Below are 23,893 nucleotides of genomic sequence, written 5' to 3'. Positions count from 1 at the left end.
CGGTTCCGCAACCGGAGGCGGCGGAGGCGGCGGCGCTTCCGCACCGAAGTTGAAGATCACGCTCGCGAGCAGCGAGTGGCTGCGGAAGCGGCCATCATATGCCGATCCGTCCACACCAACAACATCAAGCGCATCCGTGTTGAAGTAGCGATACTTCAAGCCCAGATCGACATTGTCACTGATCGCCTTGCGGACACCCGCGATGACCTGCCACGCAAATCCGGTGTCGCTGTCGTCGACAAAATCAGTTCCTTGATCAACAACTTGATAGATGTCGGCCTTGACGCGGGCGATACCCACGCCGCCACCGACATAGCCGTTCCAGCCATCGTCGTCGCCGAAGTCGAACAGCCCGTTCACCATGAAGCTGAGCGCGCTCGTGGTGCCGCCCGCGTCAGAGAACGATCCGCTGGCTGCCGTTCCGCTGCCCGGAACCGCAAGGCCCGTCAGCGTCACTTTGTCGAGCGAAGCTTTCTTGAAGCCCAGTTCGAACTCGGTACGGAAACCGCCGAAATCATATCCGACGATACCATCGACGTCATACCCCATCTTGTGCTTGACGGTGACGCCATTGCTCGTTTCGACACCCTGCGGGCTGGTCACGTCGAAATCGATATTCTCGATGAGCAGCGCACCGCCCTCGATACCTGCATACCAGGCCTTGTCGCGCGCGAGCGCCGGGCCCGCAAGAGCGGTGCCGGCCAGCGCCAAGACTACGGCGAGTCTACGCATTGAAATCCCCTTTCTCAGTCTCCACGAACTTCCATGGAAGTCGCCTTAACGATCTATATCACGGAAGTATCCCGCGCAACCGAATATAGCCCTGAAATGTTGCATAAATATCGCACATTGCTGCAGATTTTGGCGCTTTGAGTGGGGTCATGACGTCAGTAAACCTTGTTCGCGAAGGTAGCTGAGCAGGCTCGCCAGCACGGCTCGCGCCTCGATATCGATCACGCTTCCGCCCGCCGGTGCCTCAATCGCAACCGGGGGCTCGGTCAGCATCACGGCGCCGCCGATTCTGAGGCCGGCGACCGGCAGGGCGGCGTTCCACACCCCGCCGCCGAACACGGCGAGGACGGCCTCATCCGCGATCCAGCACAGCATCCCTTCCGGCGGCGGCGCAATCACCCACGCGCCGTCCCAGTGCGCGAGCGCGCCGGCGTGCCCCGCCCACGCGCCCGTCGCGTCCGTGCCGACGATCCACGTCGTGTCCGGCGCAGGCAATGCGGGCGGCACCGTAAGTGTGCGACTCTCCGCGCACAGATGGACAAGGCGGTCGAGGCCATGGATCGCGGTGTTGTGCGTGAGTTCTTTCTGGGCCTGCCCGGTGGGCATGACTATGCTGCGCGCCCCGCAGCGCATCCGGGTCCTCCGCCGAATAAAGGAAGCCCTTCGCGCCCGTCGGCCACGAAAGCCGCCGCAGCGAGGGCTCGAACTGCGGGCGCCAATCCGCACGCACGCGGAGCAGGCCGGATTCGCCTTCCACCATCACGGCGCGCGCTTCATGCAGCGTCGTCCCGACAATGGCGATGCGCGCGCCGCCGTTTCGCGCCGCACGCTGCACCCATTCGGCGCCCGTGCGCGTCTTGCCGAAGCCGCGGCCCGCCATCACCAGCCACGTGTGCCAATCACCCGGCGGCATGACCTGCGAAGACCGTGCGCGCCAATACCAGCTTCCGACCAGCGCGTTGCGATCTTCAAGGTGGATCCCCTCCAACGCCTCGGCGAACTCTGCGGGAGACATCGCCTCCAGCCGCGCTTTCAGGTTCGGCGGGGTCATGCGTCGGCGTCTCCGCGCCGCGCCTCGATCGCGGCGGCACGCGCTTCGACGGTGCGATACAGCGCTAGCGCGTCGTCCTCCGCCTCCCCCCCCCTCTTCGCCCACGATCATCGCATAGGCTTGCGGCCTGCGGCGGCTCAGCATGAACATCAGCAGCCGGTCCGAATATTCACGGATCGTCACCGGCGTGCCGCTGCCGCGCACCACGGTTTTTTCCACGCCGTTGCGGATGCGATCAAAGGCGATCGCCTCCAGTTCATCCATCGCGAGCGAAAGCGCGTCGTCCCAGGCCCGCGCGAAGTCGGCATCGCGGCGGCGCAGTGCATAGACACCGCATGTCGTCTTGCCCGTCGCCGCCACGGCGCGGCGCACATTCGCCGTTTCCGCCAGCGTTTCAAGGAAGATGCCGCGCCGCTTCGCCGTCCATCCGTCATGCCGCTGGGATGCGCGGCGCGCCGGCTTTTTCGCCGGTGTCGTTTTCGTCATCGGGGTCTTTCACAGGAGAAGCCGCGCCGAGCCCCGACATGAAAACGGCTCCGAAGGGCCTGAACCCCCGGAGCCGCAATTCCTCAGCGTGTCTGATCTCTAGCGAAGAGCGGTTCGCTCGTCAAGCATTATTTTGCCTATTTGGTTATTTTTGGTCCTTATGGTCGCACCCGGGTTGTAACATCTCGGCGGCTGGGCCACCTCCCGCGTCGATCCTGATATGTCGTTCATCGGATCGTAATTTTATGCGCTGTAAGAGGAGCTTACCGGGGCCGGGCAAAAGAGGTTGAAATGAAAACGATCATCGTCTGCGCCTGCCTTCTGTTCATCGCCGCCGTCGGCGCCATTGCGATTCCGCCGCACGCGGGCGCGATCGCCTCCACGCCGCCTGCCGCCGCAGACGCTGCCGCTCACACCCGGTAATAGTCCGCCACGCGGTCCAGCCCCAGGCACAGCACCACCTTTCCGGCGCGCGCCGGCCCGCCCATCGCCCGTTCCGCCGTTTCCAGCCCCTCGCCCAGGCACACCGTACGCGTCAGCACGTCGGCAAGGCCTTGCCCCGCGTGCGCGAGCGCCGCGTCCACGCGCGCTTTCGCGCCGATCTGCGCCGTCGTCGGATCGGACGCGGGCGCGTTGCGGGCGCCCTTCGCCACCGGCCCCGCGTCCCACGCCATCGTCACGCGCGGGCCCCGCGCGGCGATCATGAAGTCGCGGCGCAGGCGCACGCCCGCCTCGAACTGGCGGTCGCTGATCTTGCCGCGCGCGTGCAGCCACGCGATCGGCTCCTCGGCGCGGTTCGCGTGCCGCGCGCCTTCGGTGGCCGCGCGGCGGTGCGGCGGGCTGTCGATGCTGTTCACGATCATACGGTTACGGGTTTCGGGCATGGCGCTCCCTCGCGTTCAGTTGCGAATCGCCCTTGCCATCGCGTGTCCGCTGTAGGACAGTGAAAAATAACCCAATAGGATAATTCGATGCTCACACGCATCCGCGAGGTTCGCAAGGGCAAGGGCCTCACGCTGGCGGACGTCGCCGAACGCTGCCGCCCTGCGACCACCCCGCAAACCATCGGCCGCCTCGAAACCGGCACCCGCACCGTATCGGTCGGCTGGCTCAACCGCATCGCCGCCGCGCTCGGCGTCGAAGCTGCCGAGCTCGTCACGCATCCCGAACGCCCCGACGTCCCCGTCGCCGCCCTCCTCGCCGCAGACGGCGCGCGTGCGCCGACGATGCCGCAGACGCTGCTGCCGCCCCGCCCCTCCGGCGCGATGATCGCCGTGCAGGTCGTCTCGGGCATCGGCGACTACCGCACCGGCGATTCGATCTGGTGCGAACGGCTTGCCCCGGCCGATTTCGAGCGCGCGCGCAACCGCGACGTGCTCGTCCCCCGCCCCGCCGGGCGCTTCGTGTTCGGCCGCCTCGTCGATCTCGATGGCCAGCGCCTCGCCATCCTGCCGCTGGTCCCCGGCGCGCGGCAGCTCGTCGTCTCCGAAACCCCCTGGCTCGCGGTCGCGGCAACATTGGTACGCCCACTTTAGGGAGTATGCGCCCGAAGGCGCCGCCGCTAACCGCGGCGCCGAAAGGAACCCTTCATGCTCGATACCGCCCGCCGCACCGCGTTCGACGAGGATCACGCCCTCTTCCGCGACAGCGTCCGCAAGTTCTTCGACCGCGAACTCTATCCCAACCTCGACCGGTGGGAGCACGAGGGCATCGTCGACCGCAACTTCTGGCGCGCCTGCGGCGAAGCGGGTCTACTTTGCCCGCAAGTCCCTGAAGAATATGGCGGTCTCGGCCTCGACTACCGCTACAACGCCGTCATAGGGGAGGAACTTTGCTACGCCGGCTCCTCGGCAGGCATCACCCTCCACTCCGACATCGTCGTCGACTACATCATCAACTACGGCTCCGAAGAACAAAAGCGCCGCTGGCTCCCCGGAATGGTCTCCGGCGAGGTCATCACCGCGATCGCGATGACCGAACCCGGCGCCGGCTCCGATCTCCAGGGCGTGAAGACAGCCGCGAAGCGCGACGGCAACCACTATGTCGTGAACGGCTCCAAGACCTACATCACCAACGGCCAGAACGCCGACCTCATCATCGTCGTCGCCAAAACGGACCCGTCGCAAGGCGCCAAGGGCACCTCGCTCATCCTCGTCGAAGCCGACCGCGAGGGCTTTGCGCGCGGCCGCAACCTCGACAAGATCGGGCAACACTCCGCCGACACCTCCGAGCTGTTCTTCAACGACGTCCGCGTCCCGATCACCAACTGCATCGGCGAGGAGAACATGGGCTTCATCTACCTGATGAAGCAGCTCCCTCAGGAGCGTCTCCAGATCGCGCTCTCCGGCCAGGCGGTCGCGCAGCGCGCGTTCGACGAAGCGGTCAAGTTCACCAAGGAGCGCAGGGCGTTCGGCAAGACCGTGTTCGATTTCCAGAACACCAAGTTCACGCTCGCCGACCTCGCGACGAAACTGCAGGTGGGCTGGGCGCATCTCGACTGGGCGCTGAAGCGCCACGTCGAAGGCAAGCTCACCGCCGCCGAGGCTTCCGCCGCCAAGCTCTGGCATACCGAGCTACAATGGGATGCGTGCGACCTCTCGCTCCAGCTTCACGGAGGCGCGGGCTACATGAACGAATACCCGATCGCCCGCCTATGGCGCGACGCGCGCGTACAGCGCATCTACGGCGGCACATCGGAAATCATGAAGGAAGTCGTGAGCCGCGCCATTTAGGCGGCGCGGCTAGAAACTCTCTTCGGCGTAGATCCGCGAGAGATCGCCCCTCCAGCGGCCGTGATAGGCCTCGAGCAAACGCTCGGCGGGAGTTTTGCCGCTTTCGACAATCTCGAACAGCGGCGCGAGGAAGATCGCCTCGCTGTCGCCCGAACTGTTGAGCCGCGCCCGACGTGTCAGCCCGGCTTCGGCGATGGCGAGGATTTCCTTGCCGAGCTGCTGGAACGTGCGTCCGCGCGGCCCTTTCGCCTGCAGCCCCAGTCTCGGCACCTCCTCGCGAATGCGGTGATGATCCTCGATCGACCAGTGCTTTACCGCGTCCCACGCCGCATCGAGCGCGATGTCGTCGTAGAGCAGCCCCACCCAGAAGGCAGGCAGCGCGCAGATACGGTTCCATGGGCCGCCGTCCGCGCCGCGCATCTCAAGGTAGGACTTGAGACGCACTTCCGGGAAGGCGGTCGAGATATGATCGTTCCAGTCACCGAGCGTGGCGCGCTCACCCGGCAGCGCATCGAGCTTGCCGTCCATGAAGGCACGGAAATCCTGGCCCGCGAGATCAACGTAGTTGCCGTCGCGCACGGCGAAATACATCGGCACGTCGAGAATATAATCGGCCCAGCGTTCGAAACCGAAGCCGTCTTCGAACACAAACGGCAGCATCCCCGTGCGCGCTGCATCGGTGTCGGTCCAGATATGGCTGCGATAGCTGAGAAAGCCGTTGGGCTTTCCTTCGGTGAAGGGCGAGTTCGCGAACAGCGCCGTCGCTAACGGCTGCAGCGCGAGGCTGACGCGGAACTTCTTCACCATGTCCGCCTCGCTCGAATAATCGAGGTTGGTCTGAATGGTGCAGGTACGCAGCATCATGTCGAGGCCGAGCGATCCGACGCGTGGCATGTGGCGCAGCATGATTGCATAGCGCCCCTTGGGCATGATCGGCAGTTCGTCGCGGCGCTTGTCCGGCCACATGCCGAGCCCGAGGAAGCCGAGGCCGAGTTCGTTGCCGACCTCCTGCACCTGCCGCAGGTGGCGCCCGGTTTCGGCGCAGGTCTGGTGGAGGTTTTCGAGTGGCGCGCCTGAAAGCTCGAACTGTCCGGCTGGTTCGAGGCTGACGTTCCCGTCGTCCCCCGCTAGGGCAATGACATAGCCGTTCTCCTCGACCGGTTCCCAGCCGAAGCGCGTCATCGCCATCAGGAGGTCTCGGATACCGCCCTGCTCGTCATAGGAGGGCGCGCGGTGATCGCTGGTGCGATACACGAACTTCTCGTGCTCAGTACCGATTCGCCAACGCTCCGCGGGCTTGCTGCCGCGCTCGAAAACGCTCAGCAAATCGTCTTTTGACTCGATAGGAAGGGCATCCCCTTCACCGGCCTTGCGCGTGCTCATGGCGAGCGCTTAGCCGTCCGCGCGGCCGCGCGCCAGAGAGGAAATGAGCGAGGCTCAAGCTCCTCGCCAATCCCCCGCAAGTGCCTGCCAGATCGCGACCGCCGCTGCTGCTGCCGTGTCGGCGCGGAGTATGCGGGGCCCGAGTGAAACGCGCACGCACTGTGGCAGTGCCCGGATGGCCGCGCGCTCCGCATCATCGAACCCGCCCTCGGGGCCGATGAGGATTGCTGCGGGCGCAGCAACGCCGGGCAGCACCTCCGCGACCGATTCGCCACCTTCCTCGTCGCAGAAGATCAGCGCGCGCTCCGCTGGCCAATCCGCAAGCAGCGCCACGAGCGGAACGGGACCGCCAAGCTCGGGCAAGGCCGTGCGTTCGCATTGTTCGGCGGCCTCGATCATGTGGGCGCGGAGGCGGTCGAGTTTCAGGTTACCCACAACGGTTCGGCGCGTGGTTGTCGGGACGAGCCGCGCGACGCCCAACTCGCAGGACTTTTCCGCGAGCCAGTCGATACGCCCTGCTTTCAGCGGCGCGGCGCAGAGCCAGAGGTCCGGCACCACCTCGCGCGGCTTCAGCAACGCCTCGGCGCGCACCACCACCTCGCGCTTGCCGATGGTGGTGATCACTGCCTGCCACTCGCCCGTGCGGTCGTCGAACAGCCTGACACCGTCGCCTTCGCGCAGCCGCATCACGCGCGTCAGATAATGCCCGGCTGCCGAAGCTAGCGGCAATATCTTCCCCGCACCCAGCGGCGTGTCCACGAACAGGCGGGGGCCTGCCTTGCTTGACAATGATCGATCACCCATGCTGACCCGCTAGCATGGAGACCCCGCCCCTGACCACGCCGGAGCCGAACGATCGCGCGACGCCCGATGCTGTTGCCGGAAGCTGGGTCGAAATGCTGCCGCGGTCGTGGAAGCCGTACGCCCGGCTGGCGCGGGCGGACCGGCCGATCGGCGCGTGGCTGCTGTTCTGGCCTTGCGCTTGGGGCACGGCGCTGGCGGGCGGCCTTCCGCAGGAAACATATCTGCTGCTGCTGTTCCTGATCGGATCGTTTGCGATGCGCTCGGCGGGCTGTGTCTACAATGACATCATCGACCGCGATCTCGACGCGAGTGTCGAGCGCACCCGTGACCGTCCGCTCGCCAGCGGTAGGGTGTCGCTGAAGGCCGCTTGGGCGTTGCTCGTCGGCCTGTCGCTCGTCGGCCTCGTCGTCCTGCTCCAGCTCGGCGGGTTCGCACAGCTCGTCGCGCTCGGCTCCTTGCTGCTGGTGAGCGCCTATCCTTTCATGAAGCGCATCACGTGGTGGCCACAGGCGTGGCTCGGCCTGACCTTCAACTGGGGGGCGCTCGTAGGCTTCGCAGCAATCGCCGGCGACCTACCGCCCGCAGCGCTCGCGCTCTATGCGGCGGGCGTGTTCTGGACGCTCGGCTACGACACGATCTACGCGCTTCAGGACATCGAGGACGACGCGCTCGCGGGCATCAAGTCCTCGGCGCGGCGGCTCGGCGGCGATGTGCGCGCGGGTGTCGCGATCTTCTATGCCGTCACGGTCGTCCTGCTCGCCACCGCGCTCTGGCTCGCCGCGCCGGAACGACCGCTCGTGCTTGCGGCGCTGCTCCCGGCAGCGCTCCATCTGCTGTTGCAGGTCCGTGATCTGCGCTGCGCCGACACAGCGGGCGCACTGCGCTTATTCCGTTCGAATACGTTGACGGGCACGCTGGTGTTCGTGGCCTGCCTCGCGGCGGGACTTTGACGGACGCGTGCCGAGCGCCTATGCGCGGCAACCATGCTTGATCCGAACGCCGCGCTCGACCGCCTCGACCACGCCATCGCCCGCGCAAAGGCGCTCGGCGCCGATGCTGCAGACGGGGTCTACTTTGGCGACATGTCGTCGAGCGTGCATGTCCGGCTTGGCGAACTTGAAGACATCGGCCGCTCGGAGGCCGAGGAAATCGGCATTCGTGTTTTCATCGGCCAGCGCAGCGCCAACGTCTCCTCGTCCGATCTCTCCGCCGCCGCGCTCGCCGCTGCTGCCGAGCGTGCGGTCGCGATGGCGCGTGAGGCGCCCGAGGATCGCTACGCGGGCCTCGCCCCCGCCGAGCGGCTGACGAAAGGGCCTTGGCCCACACTGGACATCGACGACGGCGCGGACATCCCGGTCGAGGCGCTAAGGGGCCGCGCGCTTGCGGCCGAGGAAGCCGCCCGCGCCGTGGAGGGTGTCAGCAATTCGCAGGGCGCGTCGGCCAGCAGCGGTCGCGCGGTCTATGCGCTCGCCACTTCGCACGGTTTTGCAGGCGCCTATTCGGGCAGCTCCTACGGCGTGTCAGCCTCGATCATCGCCGGATCGGGCGACGCGATGCAGCGCGACTACGCCTATCACAGTGCGCGGCACGATGCCGATCTCGAAGCGCCCGAAGCCGTGGGCCGCCTTGCGGGCGAGCGCGCCGTCTCGCGTTTGTCGCCCGTGAAACTCGCGACCGGCGCAATGCCGGTGGTGTTCGATCCACGTGTCGCGGGCTCGCTGCTTGGCCACCTTGCGGGGGCGATCAGCGGGTCGACGATCACGCGCGGGACGAGCTTCCTCAAGGATTCGCTGGGGCACGACATCTTCCCGCAGGGCGTTACGGTCGTGGACGACCCGCTGCGCGTGCGTGGGCTCCGCTCCCGGCCGTTCGACGGCGAGGGCCTGCCGACCGCGCGCACGCGGCTCATCGACAGCGGGTGCCTCACCGGCTGGCTGCTCGACAGCGCCTCGGCGCGGCAGCTGGGCAGCAGCCCCTCCGGCCACGCCTCGCGCGGCGTCTCGGGCCCGCCCGGCGTTTCCACGTCGAACCTCTACATGGAGGCGGGCGAGCTCAGCCGCAGCGCACTCATCGCCGACATCCGCCGCGGTGTGCTCGTCACCGAACTCATCGGCCAGGGCGTCAATGGCGTGACCGGCGACTACAGCAGGGGCGCGGCGGGGTTCCTGATCGAGGACGGCGAGATCGCGGGCGCGGTCGCCGAGATTACCGTCGCGGGCAACCTCAAGTCCATGTTCCTGAACCTGACGCCGGCGGACGACCTCGTGTTCCGCTACGCCGTAAATGCTCCGACGCTGCGCATCGAGGGCATGACGGTCGCGGGCGCCTGAGACTTCACAAGTAGAGGAAGTAGTCGGACGGCGGTCGAATCTGCGGCCGGCTTTCCTATTCCAACACCTTCGGGACGCCGAGGCGGGGAATCGCGCGGGCGGGGCAATCGTCCATCACCACCTTGAGACCGGCGGCCTCCGCCTTCGCGGCGGCATCTTCGTTGATGACGCCGAGTTGCATCCACACTGCTTTCGCGCCGATCGCAATGGCTTCATCGACGACCGGTCCGACCGCATCGGAGCGGCGGAAGATATCGACCATGTCGACAGGCTGGGGAATATCCGCAAGCGAAGCGTAGACGGTTTCGCCATGAAGCGTGGCGCCCGCAAGCGTCGGGTTCACCGGGATGACGCGGTAGCCGCGCCCCTGCAGATAGGCCATGACGCCGTGGCTCGGGCGGTCCGGGCGATCGGATGCGCCGACCATCGCGATTGTGCGGGTGGTCGTCAGCAGGTCGCGAATCTCGTCAGCGGCCACGTTCGGTCTCCTTCAATGTATCCAGCACCTGAACGGCGATGCGGCGGAAGGCGTTCCCCGCCGGATCATCGCGAAGGGCAACGGGCGTGCCGGCGTCGCTCGCCTCGCGGATGCCGATTTCAAGCGGGATGCCGCCGAGGAAAGCGATGCCCATCGTCCTCGCGGCCTCCTCCGCGCCGCCATGGCCGAAGATGTGGCTTTCATGGCCGCACGCGGGGCAATGGAAGGTCGACATGTTTTCGATCATGCCGAGGATCGGCACGCCGACCTTGCCGAACATCGCGACCGCCTTCTTCGCGTCGATGAGCGCGAGATCCTGCGGCGTCGAGACGATCACCGCGCCCGCGAGCGGAACCTTCTGCGCCATCGTGAGCTGGATATCGCCCGTGCCCGGCGGCAGATCGACGACGAGCACATCGAGCGGTCCCCACTCGGTTTGCGTCAGCATCTGCATCAGCGCGCTCGACGCCATCGGCCCGCGCCAGACGACAGCACGATCGGGATCGGTCATCGCGCCGATCGAGACGGCCTTCAAACCGTGCACCTCGGCGGGCTGGATGAGCTTCTCGCGCAGCGTCAGCCGCTCCTGCCGCCCCATCAGCATCGGCACGGACGGGCCGTAGATATCGGCGTCGAGCAGCCCGACGCTGAGCCCCTGCGACGCCAGCGCAACGGCGAGGTTCGCCGCGACGGTGGACTTGCCGACGCCGCCCTTGCCCGAGCCGACGGCGATGATGTGGCGGATTTCGGGAAGCGGCGCGGGTGCGGTCGGGTGTGGCCCCTGCGGCGCATCGCCGCGTTCGGCCGTGGTGATGATGCGCGCACCCTCGACGCCCGGCACAGTGCGCAGCGCGGCTTCGACGCGCGCCTCCAGCGTCTTCGCGTCGTGCGGCGAAAGTCCGTCCACGGCAAGCACCAGCCCGGCCTGCGCGCTTCGGAGCACGATGCCCGAAACACGCCCGGCGCTTACGATATCCTTGCCCGATACCGGGTCCGCAAGCCGCTCAAGCGCCGCGCGCAACAGGTCTTCACCCGCCATTTTCACTCCTTGCCGGTCAGCATGTCTCGCAAATGCGCGGAGGCGTCCGTATATAGGCTGCTCATTGGAAGCAATCGACGGGTAGCGAATGCCTTGGGAGAACAACAGTAACAATTCCGGGCCCTGGGGCAGCGGCAGCGGCAACGGTCCGCGCAACCCCTGGGGTGGCGGGTCGGGCGGCGGCTCCGGCGGCGGTGGCAATCGCGGCGGCGGCAGCGGCGGACCCGATTTCGACGAGTTCATCCGCCGCAGCCAGGAACGGCTTCGTTCCGGCCTGCCCGGCGGCTCCAAGGGTGGTTCGATGCCGTGGGGCTATGTGATCCTCGGCATCGTGCTCGTCTGGATCGCGTTTACGTCGTTCTACCGCGTGGTGCCCGAAGAACGCGGCGTCGTGCAGCGCTTCGGCGCCTATTCGCGCACGACGGGGCCGGGTATGCACTTCAAGCTGCCCGCACCGTTCGAAACCGTGACCAAGCCCGCGGTTGAAACCGTCTCCACGATCGACATCGGCACGGTCGACGCCTCCAGCGAGAACCTGATGCTGACGGGCGACCAGAATATCATCGACATCGCCTATGCAATCCGCTGGAAGATCAAGGACCCAGTGCAGTACCTGTTCCAGCTTGCCGAGCCCGAAACCACGATCCGCGAGGTCGCCGAATCGGCGATGCGCGCGGAAGTGGCGCGCGTTCCGCTCGACGCCGCGATCGGCCCGCAGCGCGCGCAGATCGCCGAGCAGGTGCGGGTGCGCACGCAGGAAATGCTCGACAGCTACAAGGCCGGTATCGACATCGTCGGCGTCGACATCAAGCAGGCCGACCCGCCCGCCGCCGTCGATACGGCGTTCAAGGACGTGTCTGCCGCGCAGCAGAACGCCGAGCAATATCTGAACGAGGCGCGCCGCTATTCCCAGTCGCTGCTTTCGCTGGCGCAGGGGCAGGCCGCCGCCTTCGACGCGGTGTACGAACAATATCGGCTGGCTCCGGAAGTGACGCGCAAGCGCATGTATCTGGAGACGATGGAGGAGGTGCTGGGCAAGGTGGACAAGACGATCATCGAAGCTGACGGCGTCGTCCCCTATCTGCCACTGCCGGAGGTGCGAAAACGCGCCGTTGCGAACGCGACGGGAGACGCGCAATGACCCTGCGCAACCCGATCGCGCTCGTCGGCCTCGCCTTCCTCGCGCTGATCCTGATCACGACGTCGCTGTTCACCGTTTCCGAATCGCAACAGGCGATCATCGTGCGCCTCGGCAAGCCCGACAGGATCGTCAACCGGTATAATCCGAACGACCCCTTCGGCGCGACGGGCGCCGGGCTGACGCTGAAGGCGCCGTTCATCGAAAACGTCGTGTGGGTCGACAAGCGCATCCGCGATCTCGACATGCCGCAGCAGGTGGTGCTTTCCACCGATCAGCTTCGCCTTGTCGTGGATGCCTTCGCACGCTTCCGGATCGTCGATCCCCTGCGCATGTACCAGACCGTGCGATCGGAAGACCGCGTCGCCGACGAACTGTCTCGCATTCTCGGCTCCCGCCTGCGCAACGAGCTTGGCCGGCAGACCTTCGCAACGCTGCTCAGCCCCGAACGCGGCCAGCTGATGGACACGATCCAGGAGGCGGTGAACCGCGAAGCACGCCGCTACGGCGCCGAAATCGTCGACGTGCGCATCAAGCGCGCCGACCTGCCGCCTGGCGATCCCTTGCAGTCCGCGTTCCTGCGGATGCAGACAGCGCGCCAGCAGGAAGCCGAATCGATCCGTGCGCAGGGACGCAAACAGGCGCAGATCATCCGCGCCGAAGCCGACGCCGAGGCATCGCGCGTGTATGCGCAGTCCTTCGGCAAGGATAAGGACTTCTACGCCTTCTACCGCGCGATGCAGGCGTATCGGACGACGTTCAACGACGGCAATGCCAGCGTGATTCTCTCGCCCGACAATGAATTCCTGCGCGAGTTCCAAGGGGTCCGCGGTCGCTGATCCGTATGGGAAGCGATCTCCTTGCGGCGATCGGCCTCGCGCTCGTTCTGGAGGGCGCGGCCTATGCGCTGTTTCCCGATGCGATGCGAAGGGCGGCCGCGATGCTGTTTGCGCAGGGAGAAAGCACGGTGCGTATTGCCGGGCTCGGCGCAGTGATCGCGGGTGTCGCGATCGTCGCGGCGGTTCGGTTACAGGGATGAAGACAATAGGGGCTGATTGTATTGACGCCGGGCGGTGCTTACATGGCGTCAACTTGAGGAGACGAGATACGTGCGTATCGCATTAGCCATGACCGGCGCGGCTGTTCTGTTTGCCAGCGCCGCTACACTTGCCCTTCAGGAACCGGGCCACGCCCAGCAGACGGCGCAGGAATCGCTGAGCGCGCAGCCGCTGGCTGCCCCCGGCGGCGCACCCGGCAGCTTCGCGGACCTCACCGCGCGCCTGCAACCCGCGGTGGTCAACGTTTCGACCACGCAGGAGATCGAGGTCGGCCGCCTGCGCGGCATCCCACGCCTTGCGCCCGGCACGCCGCTCGACGAGCTGTTCCGCCGCTTCCAGGAACAGCAGCAGGACGGACAGGAACCCGAGACGCGCGAGGCGCAGTCGCTCGGCTCCGGCTTCATCATCTCGCCCGACGGCTATGTCGTCACCAACAACCACGTCGTCACCGGGCGCGGCGGCACCGAGCCCGTCGACAAGATTACCGTGACGCTTTCCGACCGCACCGAATATTCGGCGCGCATCGTGGGCCGCGATCCGCTTTCGGACCTCGCGCTGCTGAAGATCGAGGGCAAGGACCTGCCCTATGTGCGCTTCGGCCAATCCGAGCGCGTGCGCGTCGGCGACTGGGTGATCGCGATCGGCAACCCCTTCGGCCTTGGCGGCACGGTGACGGCGGGCATCGTCTCGGCGCTCCACCGCAACATCCAGGCGGGGCAGTACGACCGCTACATCCAGACCGACGCCTCGATCAACCAGGGCAACTCGGGCGGGCCGATGTTCGACCTTGCCGGCAACGTGATCGGCGTGAACACGGCGATCTTCTCGCCGACCGGCGGCAATGTGGGTATCGGCTTCGCGATTCCCGCGGAACAGGCCTCCCCCGTGATCGACCAGCTGCGTTCGATCGGCCGCGTGCGGCGCGGCTATCTCGGCGTCAGCATCCAGCCGGTGACGCCTGAAATCGCCTCCGCGCTCGGGCTCCAGAAGGATCGCGGCGAGATCGTCGCCAGCGTCGAGAACGACGGCCCGGCGAAGAAGGCGGGCATCCTTGCCGGCGACGTCATCACACGCGTTAACGGCCAGGAAGTCACCGTCGACAACACGCTGTCTTCGATCGTCGCGAACAGCGGCATCGGCAGCCGCGTGCCGATCGAGCTCTATCGAAAGGGCAAGCGCCAGACCGTGCAGGCGACGCTCGTGGAACGTCCCGCCGAGATCGCTGTCGCGGGCGGCGACGACGCGGCCCCGGGTGACGACAAGGCGGCGAACGAGGCCACGGCCTCGGCGCGGCGCAGCCTCGGCATCACGCTTGCCGAACTGACGCCGGAAGTGCGTCGCCAGCTCGGCGTGGATAGCGATGTCGAAGGTGTCGTGATCGCCAGCCTCAACCGCAACAGCGACGCCGCCAAGCGTGGCCTGCAGCGGGGCGACGTGATCCTTTCGATCAACCAGCAGCCGACGAAGACGCCCGCAGCCGCTGCCGCCGCCGTGGACGCGGCGCGCAAGGCCGGGCGCGATACGGTGGTGCTGTTCGTGAAGCGCGGCGCACGCCCGCCGCAGTTCATCGGCATCGCGATGATGGGCAAGGACGAGGACTAAGCCCCCAACCCTTTGCACGGAAGCGCAAACCCCGGCCCCGACACGTTCGCGGCCGGGGTTTTGTTTTCCGGCTTCCCGTTTTCGCGCGACATGCTTTACTTGACGGCAGGCGGACAGGGAGCTGGCAATGGGAACGATCTTCGTCGGTGCGGCGGGTGAAAAGCGGCTCGAACTCGACCTGAAACGCGCCAACCGGCACGGGCTGATCGCGGGCGCCACGGGCACCGGCAAGACGGTGAGTTTGCAGATCCTTGCCGAAGGCTTCTCCAAGGTGGGCGTGCCCGTGTTCATGGCCGACGTGAAGGGTGATCTCGCGGGCCTCGCGATGCCAGGTTCCGCCACGCACAAGGCGCACGACGCCCTGCAGAAACGCGCCGCCGGAATGGGCCTTGCCGACTATGCCTATGAGGCCTTTCCGGTCGTGTTCTGGGATCTGTTCGGCGAGCAGGGGCATCCGGTGCGAACCACCGTCTCCGAGATGGGGCCGCTGCTGCTCTCCCGCCTGATGGGGCTCAACGAAACGCAGGAGGGCGTGCTCACCATCGCGTTCCGTATCGCCGACGAGGAGCAGCTGATGCTGCTTGACCTCAAGGACCTGCAATCGATGCTGACATATGTGGCGGACAACGCCGCGACGATCGGCACGCGCTACGGCAACGTCACCAAGGCGAGCGTCGGCGCGATCCAGCGGCAACTGCTGGTGCTGGAGAACGAGGGCGGCGCGCGCTTCTTCGCCGAGCCCGCGCTCGACGTGAAGGACTTCATGCAGGTGGCAGGCGACGGCAGGGGCCAGGTGAACATCCTTGCCGCCGACAAATTGATGCAAAGCCCGCGGCTCTATTCAACCTTCCTGCTGTGGCTGCTCTCCGAACTCTTCGAGGCGCTGCCCGAGGTGGGCGATCCCGACCAGCCGAAGATGGTGTTCTTCTTCGACGAGGCACACCTGCTGTTCGACGAGGCCCCGAAGGCACTGCTCGAGAAGATCGAGCAGGTCGTGCGGCTCATTCGTTCGAAGGGTGTGGGCGTGTATTTCATCACGCAGAACCCGATCGACGTGCCCGAAGGCGTCGGCGGGCAGCTCGGCAACCGCATCCAGCACGCGCTGCGCGCCTTCACGCCGCGCGACCAGAAGGCCATCAAAGCGGCGGCCGAGACGTTCCGCGTCAATCCGGGGCTCGACGTCGTGACCGCGATCACCGAGCTGAAGGTCGGCGAGGCGCTCGTCTCGCTGCTCGATCGCGACGGCGCACCCGCGCCCGTGGAGCGCGCGCTCATCCGCCCGCCCTGCTCGCGGCTCGGGCCGCTCACCGAGCAGGAGCGCAAGGTGATGATCGCAAGCTCACCGTTCGCGGGGCGCTACGAGGAGACGCTTGACCGCGAATCGGCGTTCGAGATTCTGAAGGGCCGGGCGGAGCAGGCGCTTGAAGATGCAGAGGCAGAAGCCGAAACGAAGGCCGAAGCGAAAGCGACGGGGGGACGCGGCGGCAGCTGGTCGAACAGCATCCTCGGCAAGATCGCGGGCGCAGTGATCGGCGCCTTCGTGGCGAAGAAGGCGCGCGATTTCGGGGACAGTCTGGCGGGCAAGAAGCCCTCGCGCCGCAGCGCGTCGGCGACGTCAACCGCCGTCGGAACCGCAGGCAGCCAGATCGGCTACGAGATCGGCAAGGCGATCGCGGGCCCGATGGGCGGACGCATCGGCCGCGGCGTGCTCGGAAGCTTCAGCCGCGGGATGGCGAAGAAGTTCGGCTGACGATCAGCCGTTGATCGAGACGTTTGCCGTCGCCGGATCGGTATTGGCGGGCTGCGCGTCGATGATCGTTTTCAGGAGCGCGCCCTTGTTGACGACCTCCGTGGCGGGATCACCCGCCGTGGAGCGCGCCGAGGGATCGGGACGCGCGGCGCCCGCGTCGTCAAGCAGCTTCTGCTCCCCCGCCGATTTCGGCGCAGGGCGCACGCCGGGGCCGAACAGCGCTTCCATCGCCTGCGTCTGCGCATCGGTTTCCATCGGGCGCGGGGCGCCGGGGCGCGGCGGCGCGAGGTTGTAGTCGGGCGGCACGACGAGGGGCGCGGAGCGGCCGATGGCGAACTCGTCCGGCGCGTCGCGCCCGAAGATGCCGCTGCTGCCGCAGGCGGAAAGTCCAAGCGCCGTGATCGCCGCGAGCGCGGCGCGCGTCAGGGAAGACATGCTTTTCAACTCCACTTCATTCTGCTGCCGCAGGCTTGCGTTCGAAGAACGCGCGCAGCAGCAGGATTGCGACACCTATCGTAATCGCCGCGTCGGCGACATTGAAGACGTAAAAGCTCCACGCGCCGACATGGACGTGCACGAAATCGACGACATAGCCGAAACGCACGCGATCGACGATGTTGCCGAGCGCACCGCCGAGCACCAGCGCGAGCGCGAGGATGTCGATGCGGTTCGTTTCCTTGCGCATCCACCAGGCAACGCCCGCCGCGATGAGCGCGGTGACGGCGGTGAGAATCCAGCGCTCCTTGGCGCCGTCCGCCTGGAGGAGGCCCATCGAAACGCCGCGATTTTCCACCCATGTGAGGCTGAGGACCGGCAAGAGATTGATGCTGCCCTTCGCCTGCAGGCCCAGCCCGGCGATGATCCAGAGCTTCACGAGCTGATCGACGACGAAGATCGCCGCCGCGACGAGATAGCCCTTCGCCGCGCTCACGCGAGAACCTCGTCGCAGCGCACGCAAAGCTCGGTGGCTGGATCAACGTCGCCGGTGTGGCGCCAGCAGCGGGCGCATTTTTCGGCCTCGGTGCGAGCAATGGAGATTTGCTCTGTACCGGGTACAAGAAGAACCTTGCTCACGATAAACAGCTCAGCAAGATCGTGGGTCTCCATCCCGGCTAGTATTGCCCGAATGTCCGAGAGCTTCACCTCGGCTTCATTGCTAGAGCGAACAACCTTTTCGCGTCGCAAGGGCTCGATAGCCTCCGTGACTTCCGAACGAATTTCACGAAGTTCGTTCCATTTCTTCCCAAGCGCCGCGTCCAGCCACGCCGCATCGATCTCCGGCCAATCGAGCAGGTGGACCGAGCCATCTTCGCTGGGGAAGCGGGCCTGCCAGGCTTCTTCCGCGGTGAACACGAGCACGGGCGCGAACCAGCGGGTGAGCGCGTGGAACAGCGTGTCCATCACCGTGCGGCAGGCGCGTCGTTTCGGTGACGTCACGGCGTCACAATAGAGGCTGTCCTTGCGCACATCGAAGTAGAAGGCGCTGAGGTCGTGGACGCAGAACGCCTGCAAAGCCGTCACGTAGCGCGTGAAATCGTAGTCGTTCACGCAACCGCGCAGCTCGTCGCTGAGTTCCGCGAGGCGGTGCAGCACCCAGCGCTCCAGCTCCGGCATGTCGGACGCCGCGATGCGCTCGGCCTCGTCGAAGCCGTCGAGCGCGCCGAGGAGGTAGCGGAAGGTGTTGCGGATCTTGCGGTAGGCATCGGTCATGCCGCGCATGATTTCCGGGCCTATCCTGTGATCCTCGCGCCAGTCGACGTTCACCGCCCACAGGCGCAGCACATCCGCGCCGCTTTCGCCGATCACCTTGTTGGGATCGATGGTGTTGCCGAGGCTTTTCGACATCTTGCGGCCCGACGCATCGAGCGTGAAGCCGTGCGTGACGACCGCATCATAGGGCGCGCGGCCGCGCGTGACGCAGGATTGCAGCAGCGAGGACTGGAACCAGCCGCGATGCTGATCCGACCCTTCGAGATAGAGATCGGCGGGCCAGCGCAGATCGGGCCAGCGGCCCGATTCGAGCACGAAGGCGTGCGTGCAGCCCGAATCGAACCACACGTCGAGAATGTCTCCGATGCGCTCGTAATCGTCGGCCTTGTACGCGTCTCCGAGGAAGACCTGCGGATCGGTGCCCGTCCACGCGTCGACGCCCTCGGCGCGAACCGCCGCGACGATGCGGGCGTTCACGTCCGCATCGACGAGATATTCGCCCGTCTGCCGATGCACGAACAGCGTGATCGGCACGCCCCACGCGCGCTGGCGCGAGAGCACCCAATCGGGCCGCCCGGAAACCATCGCGCCGATGCGGTTCGCGCCGCGCTCCGGCACCCAGCGCACGCGCTCGATCTCCGCCATCGCGGTTTCGCGGAGCGTGCGGCCCTCACCCTGCGCGCTGCGGATGTCCGCTTCGGTCTTGCAGAGCGGGATCTGACCGTCGATCGGCTTGTCCATCGGCACGAACCACTGCGGCGTGCAGCGGAAGATGACCTTCGCCTTGGAGCGCCACGAGTGCGGGTAGGAGTGCTTGTAGTCGGCGGAGGCCGCGAGCAGGCCGCCGACCTCTCTCAGAGCCGTGCAGACGGGACCGTCCGGCGCGTTCACCTTGTAGACGTGATTGCCACCGACGACCGGCCAGTCCGCCTGATAGGTGCCGTCCGGCCCCACCACGAACTTCGGCTCGATACCGTTGGCCTTGCACAGCCAGAAATCGTCCTCGCCGTGGTCCGGCGCCATGTGGACGATGCCCGTGCCGGTGTCGGTGGTGACGAAATCACCGGCGAGGAGCGGGCGGGGCTCGGCGAAAAAGCCGCCGAGATGGTGCCACGGGTGGCGGGCGACGGCGCCCGAGAGGGCAGAGCCTTTGCCAGACCACAGCTCTTCATAGCCACCGATTCCGGTCCGTTGTGACACCTCTTCAAGGAGCGGGCGCGCTACAAGGACCACCGGCGGCACATTCGGCGTTTCCGCGCTATCGCGAACTGCCCAAGAAACGCGAAGCGCTACATATTCAACATCCGGGCCATAGGCGAGCGCCCGGTTCACCGGGATCGTCCACGGGGTCGTCGTCCAGATCACCGCATAAGCGCCGACCAGCTCCGGCGCGTTCGGCGCCTCGGTGATCTCGAACGCCACGTCGACCTGCGTGGAGACGATGTCCTCGTACTCGACCTCCGCCTCGGCGAGCGCGGTCTTTTCCACGGGCGACCACATCACCGGCTTCGCGCCGCGATAAAGCTGGCCGCTCTCCGCCACCTTCAGCAGCTCGGAAACGATGGTCGCTTCCGCCTGGAAATCCATCGTGAGGTAGGGATTGTCCCAATCACCGTTGATGCCGAGGCGCTTCAATTGCTCGCGCTGGCGGTTCACCCAGTTCTGCGCGTAGGCGCGGCATTCGGCGCGGAAGGCCTTGGGGTCGACCTCGTCCTTGTTCTTGCCCTTCTTGCGGTATTCTTCCTCGACCTTCCATTCGATCGGAAGCCCGTGGCAGTCCCAGCCCGGAACGTAAGGCGCGTCACGCCCAAGCAGCGTCTGCGTGCGGACGACCATGTCTTTCAGCACGTGGTTGAGCGCGTGGCCGATGTGCATGTCGCCGTTCGCGTAGGGCGGGCCATCGTGAAGGACGAACTTTTCGCGGCCTTTCCGCTCGGCGCGGAGGCGCTTGTAGAAATCCAGCCCCTGCCAGCGCGCAAGCCATTTCGGCTCTGCATCGGCGAGTCCGGCCTTCATCGGGAAATCGGTCTTCGGCAGGAAGACGGTGTCGCGGTAGTCTTTACGGGTATCGTCGTTCATATCGGGCATACGCCCTAGAGGAGAGCGGCGCGCGCGTCCACGATATCCTTGGCGATCTGCGCCTTCAGCGCCTCGAGGCTCGCGAGTTTCATTTCGGGGCGGAGGTGCGCGATGAGCTGGGTCTCAATGGTCTGCCCATAGAGATCGCCCGCATAATCGAACAGGTGGACTTCGAGCAGTTCCTTGGGCGGCGTGAACATCGGCCGGATGCCGAGATTCGCGATGCCATCCACCACGCGCCCGTCTTCGAGCCGGCAGCGCGCGGCATAGATGCCGTAGGCGGGGCGGACGTATTCGGCGCCGATCACGACGTTCGCGGTCGGCACGTCGATCGTGCGGCCGCGCTTGTCGCCATGCTCCACGATGCCGCGAATGGCAAAGGGGCGGCCCATCAGCGCCGCAGCCTCGCGGCAGTGGCCCGCCTGCAGCGCGGCGCGCACGCGCGTGGAGGAAATGATCGCCGAACCTTCATCGCGCACCGGCACGACGGTTTCGGGGATGAGGCCGTGGGCGCTGCCCAGTTCGAGGAGCTTCGCCGGATCGCCGCTCGCGCCGCGGCCGAAGGTGAAATCCTCACCGGTGACGGTGCCGGCAAGGCCGAGGCGCCCGACGAGGACGCCCGAGACGAAATCATCGGCAGGAAGCGCCGCGAAGGCGGCATCGAAGCGCAGCACGACGGCCGCATCCATGCCGAAGGCTTCGACCAGATCGAGCTTCTGATCCACCGTCGTCAGCATGAACGGCGGCAATTGCGGGCGGAACAGGCGTGCGGGGTGCGGATCGAACGTTACGACGAGCGCGGGTAGCCCTTCGGCGCGTGCACGCGCCAGCGCCCGGCCCACGACCGCCTGATGGCCGATGTGAAAACCATCGAAATTGCCGATCGCCGCGATGCCGCCGCGAAGCGCGTCGGGCAGCGGCGCATCCCCCGTGATGCGTTCCATGCGCGCTCTGCTATCCCGCCCGGCTTAACGCGGCAAGGTGGCGCGGAGGACGCGAAGCACGTTGCCGCCCATCGCCTTCTCAATTTCGGCCTGCGTGAAGCCCTGATCGAGCAGCGCCTGCGTGACCGCCGGGAGATGCGCGGCATCGACGCCAACGGTCGTCGCGCCGTCCCAGTCCGACCCAAGGCCGACGTGATCGATGCCGACCAGATCGCGCACGTGCCGCATCGCGCGCGCGGTCGCCTGCGGGGTCGGCTCGCACACGGCGGCATCCCAGAAGCCGATGCCGACGACGCCGCCGGTTGCCGCGATGCCGCGGATTTCTTCGTCGGTGAGGTTGCGGTTGGTGTTGCACGTCGCCTTGACGCCGCCGTGGCTGTAAACGACCGGCTTCGTCACCAGTTTGAGTGCCTCCGCGACGGTCTTGTGGCTGGCGTGGGCGAGATCGACGACCATGCCCTTCGCCTCCATGCGGCGGATGACGTCGCGACCGAGCGGGGTGAGCCCACCCTTTTCAAGCCCGTGCATCGAGCCCGCGACCTCGTTGTCGAAAAAGTGCGTGAGGCCCGCCATGCGGTATCCGGCATCGAAGAGCACATCGACGTTGCCGAGCTTGCCTTCGAGGTTCTGGAGCCCCTCGATCGAGAGCAGCGCGCCGGTCGCGGTCCTGTCGGCCAGCAGCGCATCGAGATCGCGCACGGTCTGCACCAGCGTGTAGCCCTTGGCGCGCTGCATCCGCTCGGCGTGCCAGAGCGAGCGCTGGAGCAGCGAATCCCATGTGCGCGGCGGCTGCAGCTGCGCGATGGCGAGCATCGTGATGGTGTCGGTGTCGGCGCCGTTCGACTCGTAATTCTGGCCCTTCGGCGACTTGGTGACGGAGGAGAAGACCTGCAGCTTGACGTTGCCGTCCTGTAGCCGCGGCAGATCGACATGGCCGCGCTCGGCACGCGCTTCGGGGTCGCGCTTCCAGAGCAGCGTGTCGGAGTGGAGATCGGCGATCACGAGCCGGTCATGCAGCGCCTGCGCGGCGGGGCTGACGGTCCATTCGCCCGAACCCGCGATGCGGTTCATTGACCGCTCCGCGATGCCGGGCGCGAGGCCGAAGAAGAGGATGACGGCGAGCACGACCAGCGCCGCCACGATCCACGGCCAGCGCCGCCTGCGCACCTTCGCCTTTGCCATCAGACCTTCTCCAGCGTCACGAAATCAAAGGCGGGGTGGGTTTCCCCCGCCGGATGAACGTCGCGGAACGTCTCACGCCAGCGCGCCGGATCAAGCTCTGGAAAATAGGTATCGCCTTCGGGCTCCGCGTGGATTTCCGTGAGCTCGATGCGCGTGGCGAAGGGGAGCGCCTGCGCGTAGATCTCCGCGCCGCCCACCACCATGATCGCGTCTGCGCGCGTGCGCGGATCGAGGCCGGCGGCGGCGATCGCCTCGGCGAGATTCGGGACCACCGTCACACCCTGCGGCTGCCATCCCGGCTGGCGCGTGAGCACGATATTGTGCCGACCGGGCAACGGCTTGCCGATCGACTCGAAGGTCTTGCGACCCATGATCACGGGCTTGCCGACCGTGATCCGCTTGAAGCGCTTCAGGTCTTCGGAAAGGTGCCACGGCATCGCGCCGTCCTTGCCGATCACCCGGTTGTCGGCACGCGCGACGACGAGGACGATGTCCGGCCGGTACGCCCTGGTCACACCGCCACCGGCGCCTTGATGTGCGGCTGCGCTTCATAGCCGACGAGTTCGAAGTCTTCGTAACGGAAGCCGAAGATGTCTTTCACGTCCGGGTTGATGCGCATTTCGGGGAGCGCCATCGGGCGGCGCGTCAGCTGCAGGTCGGCCTGATCGAGGTGATTGAGGTAAAGGTGCGCGTCGCCGAAGCTGTGGATGAATTCGCCCGGCTTCAGGCCCGTGACCTGCGCCATCATCTGCGTGAGGAGCGCGTAGGAGGCGATGTTGAACGGCACGCCGAGGAACACGTCGGCGCTGCGCTGGTAGAGCTGGCAGGAAAGCCGGCCTTCGGCGACGTAGAACTGGAACAGGCAGTGGCAGGGCGGCAGCGCCATGCTGTCCACCTCCGCGACGTTCCATGCCGACACGATGAGGCGGCGCGATTCGGGATTGCGGCGGATCATCTCGACGAGGTTCGCGATCTGATCGATCACGCGCCCACCTGGCGCTTCCCAGCGGCGCCACTGCTTGCCGTAGACGGGGCCGAGCTCGCCTTCGCTGTCCGCCCACTCATCCCAGATCGAGACGCCGTTTTCCTTCAGGTAGCGGATGTTGGTGTCGCCGGAGAGGAACCAGAGCAGCTCGTGCGCGATCGATTTCAGGTGCAGCTTCTTCGTCGTCAGCATCGGGAAGCCGTCGGCGAGATCGAAACGCATCTGGTGCCCGAACACGCTGAGCGTGCCCGTACCGGTGCGGTCGCCGCGCTCCGTGCCGTGACGGCGGACGCGGGCGAGAAGGTCGAGATATTGCTGCATGGCGAGAGATATACGACGCCCCGAGCCGCTTGGCGAGAAAAGACACAAATCCTTCAAAAATAAGGACTTGCCAAATCATTGCGAACCGT

Annotated in this window: 24 protein-coding genes and 2 pseudogenes; 10 read left to right on the top strand and 16 right to left on the bottom strand. The window is 66.4% G+C overall.

What is annotated here, in order from left to right:
* The 4 genes and pseudogenes from H2052_RS16055 to H2052_RS17880 form a co-directional block, all read right to left on the bottom strand.
* Positions 1-732, bottom strand: a 732-nt coding sequence (locus tag H2052_RS16055) for an outer membrane beta-barrel protein (RefSeq protein ID WP_293783918.1), incomplete at its 3' end; no start/stop codon positions are given.
* Positions 733-879: 147 nt separating this feature from the next.
* Positions 880-1,107: a hypothetical protein gene (locus H2052_RS16050; RefSeq protein ID WP_293783915.1), complete on the bottom strand. Its 228-nt coding sequence runs from the start codon at positions 1,105-1,107 to the stop codon at positions 880-882.
* A 3-nt stretch (positions 1,108-1,110) separates the two neighbouring features.
* A pseudogene (locus H2052_RS17885) lies at positions 1,111-1,338 on the bottom strand (DUF2793 domain-containing protein); the annotation flags it as partial.
* 10 nt (positions 1,339-1,348) lie between these two features.
* Positions 1,349-1,612: pseudogene (locus H2052_RS17880) on the bottom strand (terminase family protein); the annotation flags it as partial.
* A 948-nt stretch (positions 1,613-2,560) separates the two neighbouring features.
* Between H2052_RS17880 and H2052_RS16040 the strand changes: the two are divergent.
* On the top strand, positions 2,561-2,692 hold the full coding sequence (locus tag H2052_RS16040) for a hypothetical protein (RefSeq protein WP_293783912.1): 132 nt from the start codon (positions 2,561-2,563) through the stop codon (positions 2,690-2,692).
* On the opposite strand, the gene H2052_RS16035 is transcribed toward H2052_RS16040, so the two are convergent.
* The gene (locus H2052_RS16035) at positions 2,680-3,153 is read right to left on the bottom strand and encodes a DUF6456 domain-containing protein (RefSeq protein WP_293783909.1); all 474 of its coding nucleotides are present in this window, start codon (positions 3,151-3,153) and stop codon (positions 2,680-2,682) included. The two genes, H2052_RS16040 and H2052_RS16035, sit on opposite strands and share 13 nt — an antisense overlap.
* Positions 3,154-3,240: 87 nt before the next feature.
* Here H2052_RS16035 and H2052_RS16030 point away from each other — a divergent pair, with 87 nt between their 5' ends.
* Complete coding sequence (locus H2052_RS16030; protein WP_293783906.1) at positions 3,241-3,804, top strand: helix-turn-helix transcriptional regulator; 564 nt, start codon at positions 3,241-3,243, stop codon at positions 3,802-3,804.
* A 54-nt stretch (positions 3,805-3,858) separates the two neighbouring features.
* Positions 3,859-5,001 (top strand): acyl-CoA dehydrogenase family protein, encoded by a 1,143-nt coding sequence (locus H2052_RS16025; protein ID WP_293783903.1) that lies wholly within the window; start codon positions 3,859-3,861, stop codon positions 4,999-5,001.
* A 9-nt stretch (positions 5,002-5,010) separates the two neighbouring features.
* Here the strand turns inward: H2052_RS16025 and H2052_RS16020 are convergent, their stop codons facing one another.
* The gene (locus tag H2052_RS16020; RefSeq protein WP_293783900.1) at positions 5,011-6,384 is read right to left on the bottom strand and encodes a glutamate--cysteine ligase; all 1,374 of its coding nucleotides are present in this window, start codon (positions 6,382-6,384) and stop codon (positions 5,011-5,013) included.
* A 54-nt stretch (positions 6,385-6,438) separates the two neighbouring features.
* Positions 6,439-7,173 (bottom strand): 16S rRNA (uracil(1498)-N(3))-methyltransferase, encoded by a 735-nt coding sequence (locus H2052_RS16015; RefSeq protein ID WP_293783897.1) that lies wholly within the window; start codon positions 7,171-7,173, stop codon positions 6,439-6,441.
* Positions 7,174-7,202: 29 nt separating this feature from the next.
* On the opposite strand from H2052_RS16015, the gene ubiA reads away from it, so the two are divergent.
* Entirely contained in the window at positions 7,203-8,138 is a 936-nt protein-coding gene (ubiA, locus tag H2052_RS16010) for a 4-hydroxybenzoate octaprenyltransferase (RefSeq protein WP_293783894.1), read from the top strand.
* 33 nt (positions 8,139-8,171) lie between these two features.
* Positions 8,172-9,518, top strand: coding sequence for a metallopeptidase TldD-related protein (locus H2052_RS16005; RefSeq protein WP_293783891.1), 1,347 nt, complete (start codon positions 8,172-8,174; stop codon positions 9,516-9,518).
* Between the two features lie 55 nt (positions 9,519-9,573).
* On the opposite strand, the gene H2052_RS16000 is transcribed toward H2052_RS16005, so the two are convergent.
* Together H2052_RS16000 and H2052_RS15995 are read right to left on the bottom strand one after the other, a co-directional pair.
* Positions 9,574-9,945, bottom strand: coding sequence for a CoA-binding protein (locus H2052_RS16000; protein WP_293783937.1), 372 nt, complete (start codon positions 9,943-9,945; stop codon positions 9,574-9,576).
* A gap of 40 nt (positions 9,946-9,985) precedes the next feature.
* A complete protein-coding gene (locus H2052_RS15995) occupies positions 9,986-11,035 on the bottom strand; it encodes an Mrp/NBP35 family ATP-binding protein (protein WP_293783888.1) in 1,050 nt (349 codons plus the stop codon).
* Positions 11,036-11,123: 88 nt separating this feature from the next.
* Here H2052_RS15995 and hflK point away from each other — a divergent pair, with 88 nt between their 5' ends.
* The 5 genes from hflK (at position 11,124) to H2052_RS15970 (ending at position 16,583) form a co-directional block, all read left to right on the top strand.
* Positions 11,124-12,176: an FtsH protease activity modulator HflK gene (hflK, locus tag H2052_RS15990; RefSeq protein ID WP_293783885.1), complete on the top strand. Its 1,053-nt coding sequence runs from the start codon at positions 11,124-11,126 to the stop codon at positions 12,174-12,176.
* Positions 12,173-13,012, top strand: coding sequence for a protease modulator HflC (locus tag H2052_RS15985; RefSeq protein WP_293783882.1), 840 nt, complete (start codon positions 12,173-12,175; stop codon positions 13,010-13,012). Before hflK ends, H2052_RS15985 begins: the two co-directional genes overlap by 4 nt.
* A gap of 5 nt (positions 13,013-13,017) precedes the next feature.
* On the top strand, positions 13,018-13,212 hold the full coding sequence (locus tag H2052_RS15980) for a DUF2065 domain-containing protein (protein ID WP_293783879.1): 195 nt from the start codon (positions 13,018-13,020) through the stop codon (positions 13,210-13,212).
* Positions 13,213-13,282: 70 nt separating this feature from the next.
* Entirely contained in the window at positions 13,283-14,833 is a 1,551-nt protein-coding gene (locus tag H2052_RS15975) for a Do family serine endopeptidase (protein ID WP_293783876.1), read from the top strand.
* A gap of 127 nt (positions 14,834-14,960) precedes the next feature.
* The gene (locus H2052_RS15970; protein ID WP_293783873.1) at positions 14,961-16,583 is read left to right on the top strand and encodes a helicase HerA-like domain-containing protein; all 1,623 of its coding nucleotides are present in this window, start codon (positions 14,961-14,963) and stop codon (positions 16,581-16,583) included.
* 3 nt (positions 16,584-16,586) lie between these two features.
* On the opposite strand, the gene H2052_RS15965 is transcribed toward H2052_RS15970, so the two are convergent.
* The 7 genes from H2052_RS15965 to H2052_RS15935 are packed head-to-tail and all read right to left on the bottom strand — an operon-like array spanning position 16,587 to position 23,804.
* A complete protein-coding gene (locus H2052_RS15965; protein ID WP_293783870.1) occupies positions 16,587-17,018 on the bottom strand; it encodes a DUF3035 domain-containing protein in 432 nt (143 codons plus the stop codon).
* A 16-nt stretch (positions 17,019-17,034) separates the two neighbouring features.
* Positions 17,035-17,514: a signal peptidase II gene (lspA, locus tag H2052_RS15960; RefSeq protein WP_293783867.1), complete on the bottom strand. Its 480-nt coding sequence runs from the start codon at positions 17,512-17,514 to the stop codon at positions 17,035-17,037.
* Complete coding sequence (gene ileS, locus H2052_RS15955) at positions 17,511-20,372, bottom strand: isoleucine--tRNA ligase (protein ID WP_293783864.1); 2,862 nt, start codon at positions 20,370-20,372, stop codon at positions 17,511-17,513. Before ileS ends, lspA begins: the two co-directional genes overlap by 4 nt.
* A gap of 14 nt (positions 20,373-20,386) precedes the next feature.
* The gene (locus tag H2052_RS15950) at positions 20,387-21,316 is read right to left on the bottom strand and encodes a bifunctional riboflavin kinase/FAD synthetase (protein WP_293783861.1); all 930 of its coding nucleotides are present in this window, start codon (positions 21,314-21,316) and stop codon (positions 20,387-20,389) included.
* Positions 21,317-21,340: 24 nt separating this feature from the next.
* Positions 21,341-22,498, bottom strand: coding sequence for a dipeptidase (locus H2052_RS15945; protein ID WP_293783858.1), 1,158 nt, complete (start codon positions 22,496-22,498; stop codon positions 21,341-21,343).
* Positions 22,498-23,013, bottom strand: a complete 516-nt coding sequence (locus tag H2052_RS15940) for a dihydrofolate reductase (RefSeq protein WP_293783855.1) — start codon at positions 23,011-23,013, stop codon at positions 22,498-22,500. Before H2052_RS15940 ends, H2052_RS15945 begins: the two co-directional genes overlap by 1 nt.
* Positions 23,010-23,804: a thymidylate synthase gene (locus H2052_RS15935; RefSeq protein WP_293783852.1), complete on the bottom strand. Its 795-nt coding sequence runs from the start codon at positions 23,802-23,804 to the stop codon at positions 23,010-23,012. The genes H2052_RS15940 and H2052_RS15935 overlap by 4 nt, the downstream gene beginning before the upstream one ends.
* Positions 23,805-23,893 lie beyond the last annotated feature (89 nt).

Origin of the sequence: Sphingosinicella sp., assembly GCF_013911755.1 — a bacterium.
Taxonomy (GTDB): Bacteria; Pseudomonadota; Alphaproteobacteria; order Sphingomonadales; family Sphingomonadaceae; genus Sphingosinicella.
This window is presented reverse-complemented; position numbering and strand designations above follow the sequence as displayed.